The sequence below is a fragment of the Sphaerospermopsis reniformis genome (assembly GCF_005402885.1).
GTDB lineage: Bacteria > Cyanobacteriota > Cyanobacteriia > Cyanobacteriales > Nostocaceae > Sphaerospermopsis > Sphaerospermopsis kisseleviana.
Map to the genome: position 1 here is coordinate 1 of NZ_BJCE01000035.1, position 12,937 is coordinate 12,937.

General features: G+C 35.2%; 11 protein-coding genes, 2 pseudogenes and 1 CRISPR repeat array. Of the genes and pseudogenes, 2 read left to right on the forward strand and 11 right to left on the reverse strand.

Annotated elements, in window-relative coordinates:
* Nucleotides 1-13: 13 nt before the first annotated feature.
* Both FFR48_RS07350 and FFR48_RS07355 read left to right on the forward strand, forming a co-directional pair.
* Nucleotides 14-310 (forward strand): cytochrome P450, encoded by a 297-nt coding sequence (locus FFR48_RS07350; protein ID WP_236104024.1) that lies wholly within the window; start codon nt 14-16, stop codon nt 308-310.
* Nucleotides 311-394: 84 nt separating this feature from the next.
* The gene (locus FFR48_RS07355; protein ID WP_137666904.1) at nt 395-1,681 is read left to right on the forward strand and encodes a glycosyltransferase; all 1,287 of its coding nucleotides are present in this window, start codon (nt 395-397) and stop codon (nt 1,679-1,681) included.
* A gap of 197 nt (nt 1,682-1,878) precedes the next feature.
* Nucleotides 1,879-2,443: a CRISPR direct-repeat array (repeat unit 37 nt; unit sequence GTTTCAATCCCTAATAGGGAGTAATGGAAATTGCAAT).
* Between the two features lie 227 nt (nt 2,444-2,670).
* Here the strand turns inward: FFR48_RS07355 and cas2 are convergent.
* From cas2 to FFR48_RS07410, 11 genes and pseudogenes are all read right to left on the reverse strand, one after another.
* A complete protein-coding gene (gene cas2, locus FFR48_RS07360) occupies nt 2,671-2,943 on the reverse strand; it encodes a CRISPR-associated endonuclease Cas2 (RefSeq protein WP_096572095.1) in 273 nt (90 codons plus the stop codon).
* A 99-nt stretch (nt 2,944-3,042) separates the two neighbouring features.
* Nucleotides 3,043-3,243: pseudogene (locus tag FFR48_RS07365) on the reverse strand (type I-D CRISPR-associated endonuclease Cas1d); the annotation flags it as partial.
* Between the two features lie 103 nt (nt 3,244-3,346).
* Nucleotides 3,347-4,165 (reverse strand): CRISPR-associated endoribonuclease Cas6, encoded by an 819-nt coding sequence (cas6, locus tag FFR48_RS07370; RefSeq protein ID WP_137666905.1) that lies wholly within the window; start codon nt 4,163-4,165, stop codon nt 3,347-3,349.
* Nucleotides 4,166-4,231: 66 nt separating this feature from the next.
* A pseudogene (locus FFR48_RS29330) lies at nt 4,232-4,351 on the reverse strand (type I-D CRISPR-associated protein Cas5/Csc1); the annotation flags it as partial.
* A 2-nt stretch (nt 4,352-4,353) separates the two neighbouring features.
* On the reverse strand, nt 4,354-4,959 hold the full coding sequence (locus tag FFR48_RS07380; RefSeq protein ID WP_137666906.1) for a type I restriction enzyme HsdR N-terminal domain-containing protein: 606 nt from the start codon (nt 4,957-4,959) through the stop codon (nt 4,354-4,356).
* A gap of 224 nt (nt 4,960-5,183) precedes the next feature.
* Entirely contained in the window at nt 5,184-5,849 is a 666-nt protein-coding gene (gene cas5d, locus FFR48_RS07385; protein ID WP_137666907.1) for a type I-D CRISPR-associated protein Cas5/Csc1, read from the reverse strand.
* A gap of 3 nt (nt 5,850-5,852) precedes the next feature.
* Nucleotides 5,853-6,905 (reverse strand): type I-D CRISPR-associated protein Cas7/Csc2, encoded by a 1,053-nt coding sequence (gene cas7d / locus FFR48_RS07390; RefSeq protein WP_137666908.1) that lies wholly within the window; start codon nt 6,903-6,905, stop codon nt 5,853-5,855.
* On the reverse strand, nt 6,905-9,895 hold the full coding sequence (gene cas10d / locus FFR48_RS07395; RefSeq protein ID WP_137666909.1) for a type I-D CRISPR-associated protein Cas10d/Csc3: 2,991 nt from the start codon (nt 9,893-9,895) through the stop codon (nt 6,905-6,907). Before cas10d ends, cas7d begins: the two co-directional genes overlap by 1 nt.
* A 3-nt stretch (nt 9,896-9,898) precedes the next feature.
* Nucleotides 9,899-11,896, reverse strand: a complete 1,998-nt coding sequence (gene cas3, locus FFR48_RS07400; RefSeq protein WP_137666910.1) for a type I-D CRISPR-associated helicase Cas3' — start codon at nt 11,894-11,896, stop codon at nt 9,899-9,901.
* A gap of 70 nt (nt 11,897-11,966) precedes the next feature.
* Complete coding sequence (locus tag FFR48_RS07405; protein ID WP_137666911.1) at nt 11,967-12,170, reverse strand: DUF433 domain-containing protein; 204 nt, start codon at nt 12,168-12,170, stop codon at nt 11,967-11,969.
* Nucleotides 12,171-12,494: 324 nt separating this feature from the next.
* Nucleotides 12,495-12,698 carry a hypothetical protein gene (locus FFR48_RS07410; RefSeq protein ID WP_236104022.1) on the reverse strand — a complete coding sequence of 68 codons (204 nt, stop codon included), beginning with the start codon at nt 12,696-12,698 and terminating at the stop codon, nt 12,495-12,497.
* Between the last annotated feature and the right edge of the window lie 239 nt (nt 12,699-12,937).

Consider the following 12,937-nt stretch of genomic DNA (forward strand, 5'->3'; position numbering starts at 1 on the left):
AGCGTTACAAAAAGTGATTGGTCTTTCCACACTTTGGGAAATACAGGAACGTCGTCAAAATAAAGCTGACCAACTTCTGTATGCAGAAATTCAGGAACGCAGAGAAAATCCCGACCCATCACGTACATATTTGGTGCTGGGTTTAAGTTTTGTACTTGGGGCTTCAATTTCTATTTTGGTTCGGGAAACAATATCTATCAGGGAAAATGTTCACCCACCTCTTTACCAAAGATTAATTACCCAATTTACAGCTTGTCTTTTACTCAGTGTTAGTATTTATGGTTTTGTGGATTTAATTCGGTCTTTGTAAGGGTGATTGGTGATTGGTGATTGGTGATTGGGAAAAGGTCTTATTAATTAAGAATTACGAATTGCAAATTATATAATAAAAATTATGAAACTCAGTTTGTGCATGATTGTTAAAAATGAAGAAGCTGCTTTACCAAGGTGTTTGGAAAGTGTGCAAAATTTGGTGGATGAAATTGTAGTTTTAGATACGGGTTCAACTGATAAAACGCCGGAAATTGCTCAACAATTTGGTGCTAAATTACATTATTTTCAATGGTGTAATGATTTTAGTGCGGCGCGGAATGAGGCTTTAAAATATGTGACTGGTGACTGGGTTTTGGTGTTAGATGCTGATGAAGTTCTTGCACCAGAAATTGCACCACAAATTAGAGAAGCGATTAATACAGATGATTATATATTAATCAATTTGGTGCGTCAAGAAGTTGGTGCAACTCAATCACCTTATTCTTTGGTTTCTCGCTTATTTCGTAAACATCCAGAAATTAGATTTGAACGTCCTTATCATGCTTTGGTTGATGATAGTATTGCGGCGATTTTAAATAAAGAAACTTATTGGCAAGTTGGTTATTTACCACAGGTTGCTATTTTGCATACTGGATATCAAAAATCTGCTATTAACCAACAAAATAAATATGCTAAAGCTGCAACTGCTATGCTGGAATTTTTTGCAAATCATCCAGATGATGCTTATGTTTGCAGTAAGTTGGGGGCGTTGTATGTGGAAATGGGTAAAGTTAATGAGGGAATAGAGTTATTAAATCGGGGTTTAATTCAGATTGTTGGTAGTCGCAAAAAAACAGATAAAAAACCTTTTGCTTGGTTGAAAGATTCACCTTCTAATCAGGTGAGAAATCTGTGGGATCAAGATATTCAAGAAATAAATTATGATATTTTGTATGAGTTAAATTATCATTTGGGTATTGCTCATACACATTTGAAAAACTATTCTTTGGCGATTTCTTATTATCAAGCGGCGGTTAAATTACCTATTTATCCTTTGTTGAAATTAGGAGGATATAATAATTTGGGTAATTTGTTGAAAGCGATGGGAGATTTGCCAGGGGCGAAAAATGCTTATGAAACTGCTTTGAAAATTGATGATCGTTTTGTGATTGGGTATTATAATTTGGGGATGGTGTTTAAAGCAATGGGTTTGTTTGTTGAGGCGATTGATGCTTATAATCATGCGGTTTTTTTAAATCCTGATTATGCGGAAGCTTATCAAAATTTAGGGGTGGTGTTGTTGAGAGTGGGTGATGTGAAGAATAGTTTGGCAGCTTTTGAATATGCGATCGCTCTCCATGAAAAAGATAATCCGCAAGAGGCTAAAAGGTTGCGTCAGGGTTTACAGGAAATGGGATTTTTGAGGTGACAGGTGACAGGTGACAGGTGACAGTATTTAAGAGTGTTTTCTGAAAACAAAAATAGAGATTTTTAGGTTTCAATTCCTCATAGGGATTATTGGAAATTTCAACTTGTCTGAATCAGGATGTCCAGGATTTTAGGATTTACAGGATTATGAGTAATTTTAACTGCAACCGCCACCACAACCACCACTGTTAAAATAATTTTTCAATCCCTAATAGGGAGTAAGTGAAATTTCAACCACCGTGCCATAATGCGGGAAGTTACCGCGTCCTCAACTTGAGAGGTTTCAATCCCTAATAGGGAGTAATGGAAATTGCAATTAACCGGATCTGAAAAGCAGATCAAATGGGCAAAGGATATCATGTTTCAATCCCTAATAGGGAGTAATGGAAATTGCAATCTACAAGACTTGAATAGCAAGGGATTGAGGGAAATCAGCAGTTTCAATCCCTAATAGGGAGTAATGGAAATTGCAATTGCATAGTGGAGCATTCACAGTATTGGCACCGTTTCAATCCCTAATAGGGAGTAATGGAAATTGCAATAACCCTGTGGCGGCTTTGTAGGTTATGCCGTCAATGTTTCAATCCCTAATAGGGAGTAATGGAAATTGCAATTATCCTAAAGGTAATTGGTTTATCTGGGTTCTTTAGTGTTTCAATCCCTAATAGGGAGTAATGGAAATTGCAATATGCTCTGGGAGTATTTGAGATTGACTGCGCCTCAAATGTTTCAATCCCTAATAGGGAGTAATGGAAATTGCAATAGCGGGCGGCTGAAAGCCTATATATATGTAGTTTTCAAGGTTCAATTGCGCGAATGAGATAATAATAGTCGATTTCAGAAATTGTGTCAAGGGGTAAAATGGCTGAAACTCTTGCTGTGTAAAGTGCGCGGGTGGGTGAGTTGGATAAAAATCATGAAAGCCTTGTATAGAGATAATTTCAGCCATTTTTTGTTCACCTAAAATTTTTACACCCACCCATCCGCGCATCAAGCAAAGAAAACAGTGTGATCGCGGGGTTGTTCACCACCGATTCTTTCTATCTTACCGTGACAGCAAGCACAAAGGAAATAGAAACGGATGCTGTCAGTATCAGCCTTGATCAGCTTATGGAGACGCGATCGCAGTTTGGCATACTGAGTATCAGTCAATTCACATTCAAAAATACTATACTGTACCCATTGGCCATAAGACTTGAGGATATTGTGAATTTTAGTCCGCCGCTTATCCTCAGAAATATCGTAAGAAACAACAACATTCATAAATTAATAATTGAAAATTGATAATTGATAATGAATCAGTGATTGGTGATTGAGTAATAAAATATTTACTGTCACCTATCACCTGTCACCTGTCACCTGTCACCTAATAAACAAAGGTGGATACTTGTCAGTTGTTCCCATCAAATATTTAGCTAATAACCGAGCTTGTAATTCAAAAGATTCTCGATAAGTACATTTTTTACCCATTACTGGATGTTTAAAATCTGATTGTTTTTTCTTCTCATAATTAGTGAGAAAAATTTTCCTACCTTCAGCAGTAAGAGAAACAGCATTACTCATTTGATTTTCAAAACAATAAACAAACTAATTTGTAGGTTGGGTTGAGAAAACCCAACAAAATTTTTTCCTGTGATGATGTTGGGTTTCCTTGCGTCAACCCAACCTACTTTCTTCTGGCCATACCCATTCCCATAGTCGTTTTTCTCCCAATACCTGCATATAAAGCGCAGTCAGCTAAAGCATTAATTTGTTTAATTCTTGTTGCTTCCACATCCCCTAAAATGCGATAACTAATATCACCTAGACAACCAATAAATTTATTTTCATAGTTGCTGATAACCTCAGTTCTGATATTAAAAGCACTAGGATAAATTGATTCCAGGGGAATATTAGTTAATTCAATTCCACTATATTTATTCCAGCGATTCAACAAACTATTAAAAACAGATTCTTTGGTAGGTAAAACATTATCAAAACCACCTTGACGAAAGGCTACAGGTGTGGAAAAGATAAAATTAATGATCCTTTCTGTTTCACTTGCTGCTTCATACAATTGAGGATATGTACAAACATTAGCCCAAGGTTGGGTAGATTGGGGTGTACCTTGAATGCTGGTAATAAATAAATTAGCAGATCCTAAATGCCAAGGTTGTTCCGGGTTAAGATTCAACCATAAAGGTGTGAGTTGACTAAATAAATTGTCATCTAATAAAGAGATGCGCCACCAACAGGGAGTACCAGCAGGAATTGGTTGTTGATGATTATATTGTAGGATCAGGAATTGAGTTTTATTTCTGTTTTGGATTTGTAAAGGTGAGAGAGTAAAGGCTTTATCGGCGTTTGATTCGTGGAGATAGTTGCCTAATTTTCTATCAACAGAACTGACTAGATTCAGGAATAAGGCGTGATAGTGTCTACCGGAGAGGAAATTGGGGTAGATGGGGGATTGGGGGGTGATATTGAGGATGAGACTGTGGGGCATAATTATTAATGGTTAGTAATTTCTTAAAGCCCCCCTTAAAAAGGGGGGTTGGGGGGATCTGAAATTTTAAGCCTTAAATTTGTACTGCATTTGTTTGGGAAGTTTTACATTTTTGAGGTCATCAAAATAGTAATATTTTCCTCGCATTTGTACATTTTGACTCAGGCTAACTGGAGGCATATTTACCGCTAAATGAGTGCTTGAACTAGAATCCGCATTAGGGGGTCTAAATCATCAGGAACACGATAACTATCAAGTCCTTGAATGAGATGTTTATTAATGCGATCTAGTTGAGCAAATTCCCATATTTTGCCAGTGGTAACTGAACCAATAATGTGAGTTTGTTGTGGATTTTCTTGCCATTGATCTAGGGCGATTAATTCTGCAAAAAGTTGTGTCATACCATAATCTAAATCCTCTTTTTTAGCTTCAATTACTAAGAGGTTATGGCGATTTTTGATGAGATAATCAAAGTAACCTTGTAGTTGTTCACTGACTTTAATTTGATATTCAATTCTCACCTGTGATTTTGTATAGTGAACTAAGTCTAAAATGATGGGAGAAATTAATACTTCTCTGCGACTTGTTTCATTAGCTAAATCAAAGTATGGGAGAATTTCATCAAGTCTTTCTTGCAGTTCTGTTAATCGGTCTAGGTTTTGTTGATATTGGGGTAAATTCAAACGTTTTCGAGTGAATGTATAGCCAAATTCTTGAGCAAAATCTTGAGGGGAAATGTGCATCTCAAAATATTTGCTAAAGGTATAAGACTGAGAGGGATCGAGAATGGTCATTATCTAATTTTCCTCAGTTTCAATCTCGGTAATTTGATCATTTTCTAAACGATAAAGAAATTTATAGGTGTCTGGAATGAGGTTTAATTGATGACCTTAGATAAGTCAACACATAGATAAATTGCAATTTATGGGCGGGCAAGACTTGTACTGAGCTTGTCGAAGTATGCCCACCCCACAAAAGTTATAAGCCCCCTTTTTTAAGTTGAGGGTGATCTGAGATTTTAAGCCTTAAATCTATATTGCATTTGTTTGGGAAGTTTTACATTTTTGACATCATCAAAATAGTAATATTCTCCTCGCATTTGCACATTTTGAATTAGGCTAACTGGCGGCATATTTACTACATCATAGCTAATTATTTGATTAGTAAACATGACATCCAAAGGATTTAAGGGATGAGTACAGGTGAATAAATCAGTTTTGGTTTTGGGTTGGGGTAATTTTTCCACTGTAATTTCTGCTTTGCTCATCCATTTACCTAAACGAATCCATTTAGGTAATTTGATTTCTTTTTGAGAGATAAGAAAAAACTCAAATTGACTTTCTGGTGCTAATTCACGAATACGTCCATAGGTAGGTATATTCTTACTAATTTGCTCCATTTTGACGTGATAATTGAGGTTAGCCCATTTATAAGTATGGGTAACATAAGCAGATTCTAAAGGACGCGCAGGTGTAATATAAATACCTTGATGATTGAGAGGTTCTAAATCTCTTTCATAATGAGGTATATGTTCTGCGTCGTAATAGCTGCTTTTTGCTAAACCAAGAGCGTAAGTTAGAGCATAATTATGTAAATATTGCTCTGTTATGTACAGTCTACCTAATTCACGAGTAGCAAAATACACTGGATCTTGTAAGGTAAGGAGAAGACGATAAATTTGCATACATTATGTTTCCTCCTCTTCAGAGGTATTCTTTTTATTTTTCTTTTTACCTCTGGTATTAGTATTTTCCGCTTTTTCTTCTTTCAAAACACCTGCGGTTTTTGCATAATTTAGAGTATCTTGTGTTAATGAGTTCATCCATTGTTTGAAATTATCTTCATTACCAAGAATAGATTGAGCTTCATTTTGAAGAGATACAAGTGCTTCTTTTGAAATTAATTCATAAAAAACTCCGTCTTTTTGAATTAATTCATTAACAGCTTGTTCTGTAGCTGATGTGATAGCAGTGGTGTCATAAGGAGGTAAAACATCTCCAATAATGTCGTAAATTTTTTGAGTTAATCGCAAATTGCTGAAAATTTCACCATCAGCAAAGATTATGGCTACAACTGTATTTCTGACTTGTCCAGTTCGTGTAGTTTGAGCGCCATAACGTTTGGTACGTTGTAAATTATTCAGCAGATACAAAAATGTATTTGGTGTTGGATCGCGTAATGTAACCACACTGGGAAAAGGAATTTCTGGTAACACATGATCTTGTTCACTAAAACGATTAGTGGTGTCTGTTCCTTGTGTCATTGTTCCATCTTCATAGGGTGCATTCAGGGTAAAAGTTCCGTGAGATTCTTCATATTTAGGAACAGCGTAAGCAGAATCTATAAAAACTTTGGATTTTTCTGAACCAGAATTATCTGCACCACCTTTACCTACTGCATAACCGTAAATAACACAATCAGGACATACTCCACAAGGATTTTCATTGTAAGCGCAGTCTTTTTTATGTTGATTTTTAATCTGGTCGTAGATTTCATAACGCCGCAATAATTCACGTCCTGTTAAACGTTCAGGAGTGGTTTGCTTACGTTTGAAAAGCACTAAACGACTAATTACTTGTGAATCATTAATTCCTGCTCTAACTCTGGCTACGTTTAGTTCTCCATCAGTTTTAAATACTGCATAAGAATCTGTTTCTCTGAGAACTATAAAGTGAGCATATTTAGCTCCAGGAATACGAGGAATAGATTCTTGAAAATGTTTTTTGTACTGTTCAAACATTAATTTGACTCCTTATTGTCTGATGTTTGTGTTTTTTCTTCAGGTTTCTTGATGTACTGTTTGATATACCAAGCCTCCGACGCATGACGAATCAGATTAATATTTTGTCTGAGAAGCGATCGCTCTGCCCTACAATAGTTCTGAAATACCTCTTTGACAAAGTATTGAGAAAAGTCTTGAATGACAGTTTCACGCTGGCTTTTATCCTTAACTACTTCCGATGGTATATAACCTTCATTATTGTTATTGAGTACACCATCTACCAGAGAAAACAAGTAACCCTCTATCATTAATTGCAGGTCATATTCAGCCGTATTCGGTTGACTTTCTAAGATGACTTTTGCAGCTATATTTAAAGGTCGAAGCCTTGTATATGCAGAGGGATTTTTAGCTGATGCTCGATAAAAACGAGCATATTTATCAACTAAGTCTTTAATCATGTTCATGGGGTCTTCACCTTTGTAGTAATCAATCAAAAGTTGGTAATAATTCAGCAATTTTTTAGCAACAATAATTGCTGGATCACTAAACTGATTTGTTTTTTTCTTGCGTTCCTCCTTTTTGATATTTTCGATTATGCGATCTGCATAGTGAAATACATACAAAGGGCTAGTATCCAAAGATTGTGAAACATTATTTAAAGCATTCCAGACGGTAAAATTTCTACTATCGCGGTATGCTTGGGATGTTAAAGCATACACAGCAAAAGCCGCAGGAATAGCAGTAATCAATTCATTTAAACGGAAACTAGATTGTTTGATACTGTGTTGCCAGTAGGTATGTACACCATCCAAAATCGCAGTTTCTTTAAAATCTGCTCCTGAGTCGTATGGTGGAAGAGTTGAACGACTAGCAACTAATTTAACGCCAAAGGTTAAAGGTGCAATTAATGTTAGTAATGCTGGTATATGCCATACTTCGGTATCAGTTGGTTTTTTAAATAATGCGGGAACTCCTAAAAGATAATAGCCGTGCATTTGTCCTTCTGGATATTCCACTTTTTCAACTCGTCGTTTCTCATTTTCTTTAGAATCAGCACTTACTCTAAAAACATCTGCACGAGGTATGTATTTAGGGTCATAGTTATGTTTTGCTAACTCTTTATCTAAATCAGAAAAGACATTTTGAGCAAAGCTTTTATAGGCTCGGTTCATAATTCGAGCGGTTTCTGGCGTGAAATAATAATCTGGATAAAGATGCAGGTAAATAATATCATCATCAGCTTCTAAACCCCGGTTTAAAGAATAACTACGCAGTAGTTTTTCAGCTTGGCAAACTGTACAAATTCCACGTAAAGACTCTTTAGAAAGGCTTGTAACTCGTTTGTTAGTGTAACTAGAAAATTCCTCTCGTACATCAAACGCACTATTACAAACAGCACATATTGGTTCACGTTTACGATTGGCTTTGTTGCGGTGATAACGATTTAATTCTTTTTCAAAATCGTGTTTTTTATCACTGTCACTAAGATCCAAAACTTGAGCAATATAACTATCAAGAAAAGCGAAGGATTTTAAGCGTTCTGGTTGTCCCCATTCTGTAACCACTTGTTGGATGGCTTTTAACATTACATTTTCAAGTTCAGTATCATTTAAATTGCCATGTTTACCAATGTAATGGCCAGCCAAGTAATACCATCCAAGAGGTTTACCACCAGGTCTAGGAATATTAAGTAAATCTTCCAGATAATCTTGCATATCAAGCGCCTTGAGTAAAGCTTGAGTTGCATTCTCATAGGAAGTTTTATAATAAACTTCTAAAACACCTACTAATCCTCTAAGTCCTTCTCCTAACCTATCTACCTGTAGATTAGTCGGATAATCAAAATTCAAATTTTTTAACTCAGTAGAAATTTCTTGTATTTCTTCCTTTCGCTTTCCACTCATTGGGGTTCTTTGATTACCCAGGAAATTAAATATTTGCCGAATAAGCGTTTCCGCAGCATCATTAATTTCAGCTACTTCAAGCATATCAGGCTTACAGCTAATAATCCCTTTTGTTTTATCACGTTTGATAAGATTACTCAAACCTTTAGTAGCAGTTTTTAGGATTTGCGATCGCACTATTTCAGCTAGATTAGATAAATCTGGTTTTTCACTATCCTTTGGTGCAAAGTATGTAATTCCATCAGGAAAGAATAAAAAAGCTATCCATCCAACTTCCTTGGCTTTATCTAATACTGCATTGTGAATTATTTGAGTTAATAACCCCCGGTTTTCTATGGTTCGATGGTGGCGAATAACATATTTATCTTTTAACCTACGTCGTACAATTGCCCGAATCTTTTCTTCATATAAACTATCTGGACGATGAGCCATAGACGCTAATAAATCAGCAAAACGGACAAATTCAGCTAAACCCATTAAATCTTCAGGAGATAATTTTATATCTTGGAAATTAGCAAGAGTCAAATTTGCTCCTCTTGCATCTTCAGCATTTTGAGCGAGGAAAGCTATATCTTGCCAATATTCACTGCTAATAAATTTCCACAGTCCTAAAGTTTCCGCCCAAATATTAAAATAATGATGGTATTTATCCCCTTCTTTACCATCCATCCGCACATTACCCAATTGCTTGAGTAAAATTTTATTGAGATCGTGCAGAGTCACAGCAGCTAAATACAACCTTTGTTGAAGTTCCTCTAAATTGGCTAATTTAACTAGAGTCCAACCACCAACAGCAGCATTTAAAAGATGTATCGCTAAACTTTGATCTGGAAGGTCAACCAATTTATTGATGATCTTTTCTTTCTTATCTGGGTTAACATTAACAGCTAATTCCTTAGCCGCTTCTAAACTCATTCCCTTTGCTGGTTTAAGGCTGAAAGAATCAAGAATATTAGGAAATACCTTTTCTATCCAATCTCGCAGAACTTGATCCTCAGCATTATTTAAAGTCTCTAATGCTAAAACTACTAAAGGAGGTTCTTTTTCTGGTATAACTGGCTTACCATAACTTTCAGGTGTTAACCAATCTAAATTATCTATCATTGTTTACTCTCCTGCAAAAAATATTTCATTAGTTTTTTGCCAATAAAGAAGACTATCTAACAGCAGTGCATCTAAACCAAAAGCTACAGCATATTCTTGATTACTAGAATCAACTACTTTATGTAGCTCAAACAAAGCAGGTAATCTATAACGTCGGCGCAATGTTTTGATATCATATTTAACAGAGTCAGCAACACAAGTTGTAATGGGTAAATATTCCAGTTTTTCATTTATCTTTTTAATTTGCCCATGACGATTCTGTATAAAAAACCCTTTTCTTTCTTGTGCTATGTTTAGTTGTAACCTATCTAATTTGTCTGTAAAAATCAATGCAACAGCTTCATAGCTACTTAAATATTGTGTGATCTTTGCATATATTCCCAAATTATTTTTATAAAATGGTTCATTGAATCTCTCACTTATTTCTTTTGCTTCCTCCTCTGATATCAGTTCAAAATCTGTTCCTGCAAGTAAACGTATTAAACTAATACTTTTGACTGCGTTTGTATTTGGGTCATGAATCCATATATCTAATTGTCCTCCACCGCGAAAAGTTGACAAATCCTGAATAATCATTCTGTGTTCTTTCAGTTCATTTAACCTAGACCAATAAGGCGTTTTACCAACAATTCGATTAGCTTCTTGCTCATAACCTTTAATCAAAGTTTGATATTGATCCTTTTGCTGATTAAGCAAACAAAACCTAATTGTAGAAAGAACACAACCCCAACGGCTTAAATATCGCTGAAATTCTTGAGGCTTTTGGTAGACTTTTTCTTTAACATTTTGGAAAAAACTTTCTCTGTCTACTTCAGTTTCATTACCATAAATTGCAGAAAACCTATCCTTTACCCAATCTGGAACTAATGCTATAGCTTGGTAATTTGGAAACCCATCATGTCTTCCTAATCTTCCTAAACGCTGAATAAACGTACCTGCATCTAAAGATTCATAAACCAGAAAATTGATCTCAAAATCTACACCAACATCAACTGTAGAAGTTGCAATAATTAATTGTTTACTCATTGCATCTTCTCTAACTTTTGCACCAGTTAGCCCTGTATTTTCTCCTATACTTAAACCTAAGTTGGCATTTTCTAGAGTTTTGACGATCCGTTTAGCAGCAAATACACTATTAGCAATGATCAGTCCCTTAGAATTAGGATATTGAGAAAAGAATTGTTTGATATATTCTAAATTATCAACTACCCAATTTTCAATTCCTCCATTACTTTGTTCAGATGTAACTAAATCTAAATCTACTTCATGTAAAATTCTCCGATGAGTATTACTTGTTTTTAAACCATGTTCATATTCACCTTGAATGATTTTAGTAGTAATCCCTGCTTTATCAAGAACCTTTAATAAAACATTATCTGGGGTAGCAGACAGAAAAAGAAATTTTGCTGCAAAACGCTCTCCTACACTTGCTCTATTAAAAGCAATACCATCCAATACATTAGCAATTTGTGGAGCATGAAAAATATGAAATTCATCAAACACTATGTAGCGATATTGATTAAACCAAGTTTCAGCTAAACGAGCTTTATTACCACCTCTACTATCGTAATGTAAGCGATGAATTAACGTAAAAATATCAGGATTTGTGACAACTATATTATTATCATCAGCTACATTTCGTAGTGTTTCTAGTTTGTTAAAACCTTCTTCACTCATATATGAAGCTAATTTAGATCCTGTGAGTTCACCCACTTGTAACTCAAGATTAAATTGATTTTTCCATTTTCCTATTTGTTTTCCTTGATCACGAATAAGCTCATTTGTAGGATAGTTAAATAAACCTTTCCCTAATTTACTTGTTTTATCAAATGCTGGAAGCAAAGCAGCTAAAGTTTTACCGTCACCAGTTAAAGCAGTGTCAAATACAACTTGATAATTTTTTATTGCATCCCAAACTTCTTTTTGATGAGTAACAAGTTGGATATTATTAACGTATGTATCGGAATATTTAGACCATGTAGAAAGTAATTTTATTTTCATAAATAACCTTAGAAAAAATTCATCAACATTTTTAATTACTAAAATTATCTGGCCGATACCAGTAAAGATATCAAATTGCTGCGTAAATTAAACAGGCTTGCACATCTTCCCTTTCTAACCAGGGATATGCTTCTAGCAAAGTTTCAATGGTATCTCCTGCTGCTAACATTCCTAAAATATGTTCAACAGCTAGACGACGACCACGAATTATGGGTTTACCGCCAAAGATTTGGGGGTTAAATGTGATTCTTTCTAGTAATGTTTGTTCGTTCATTGTTTACCTATTTAGCGAAAAATGCTTTATTTGGATCAATGGAAATTCTGGACAGCAAATTATCATCGGTCATAGTTTTTGACCCACAAGTGTTGAATCCTGCAATAAAACTTTACAATCTTTGCATTTTACCCAGGTAAAATCCATTGTCTATTGAGAATAGAGTCATTAATTGCTCAAATTTGGTATCACCAATACCAATGCACAACTTAGACAATATCCTCAAAATCTTAACATTCAACACTTCTGTTTTTGACCTCACTAGCTACTATTTTTAGAAAATGGGAGTAGGAGAAACTACCCCCAGTATGTCAGAAATTCTTTTTAAGTGTTGCCTATGGCGAGCGAAGCGATCGCTTTTGACTCTTTTACTAATCTATACTCATACTTTTGACCGTGAGTACGTCTTTTTTCAAATTGATAACCTTGTTTCTTGAGAACGTGCATAGTTGCAGAAAACCGGTGGCTAATTTTTTCGACTAGCTCCTCTGTAGAATACCAAGAAGCATCTGACATAAGCTGAAGCATACGATCAGGCAGATTTTCTTTCATAAGAAATCATGTCAATAGGTTTGCGCCGAAGAAGCCATATCAGTGTTAACCTATGAGATACCACTCAACACAGGTGAACTGGAATGACTTTCTTTCAGTTCTCCTAATCATAGCATTTATTTTTAGGTCTATAGGAGAGATGTGAAAGCAAAATAAAAAATTTTCCATTAGCTTTGCCCAAGATGTATACTAGAGAAGCCTTGAAACTAAAACCT

Bases quoted from the DNA above. Each gene is read 5' to 3' on its own strand.
- cas10d (WP_137666909.1), bottom strand. From the start codon at position 9,895: ATGATAGATAATTTAGATTGGTTAACACCTGAAAGTTATGGTAAGCCA.
- cas2 (WP_096572095.1), bottom strand. From the start codon at position 2,943: ATGAATGTTGTTGTTTCTTACGATATTTCTGAGGATAAGCGGCGGACT.
- cas6 (WP_137666905.1), bottom strand. From the start codon at position 4,165: ATGCCCCACAGTCTCATCCTCAATATCACCCCCCAATCCCCCATCTAC.
- FFR48_RS07405 (WP_137666911.1), bottom strand. From the start codon at position 12,170: ATGAACGAACAAACATTACTAGAAAGAATCACATTTAACCCCCAAATC.
- cas5d (WP_137666907.1), bottom strand. From the start codon at position 5,849: ATGCAAATTTATCGTCTTCTCCTTACCTTACAAGATCCAGTGTATTTT.
- FFR48_RS07380 (WP_137666906.1), bottom strand. From the start codon at position 4,959: ATGACCATTCTCGATCCCTCTCAGTCTTATACCTTTAGCAAATATTTT.
- FFR48_RS07355 (WP_137666904.1), top strand. From the start codon at position 395: ATGAAACTCAGTTTGTGCATGATTGTTAAAAATGAAGAAGCTGCTTTA.
- FFR48_RS07410 (WP_236104022.1), bottom strand. From the start codon at position 12,698: ATGCTTCAGCTTATGTCAGATGCTTCTTGGTATTCTACAGAGGAGCTA.
- cas3 (WP_137666910.1), bottom strand. From the start codon at position 11,896: ATGAAAATAAAATTACTTTCTACATGGTCTAAATATTCCGATACATAC.
- cas7d (WP_137666908.1), bottom strand. From the start codon at position 6,905: ATGTTTGAACAGTACAAAAAACATTTTCAAGAATCTATTCCTCGTATT.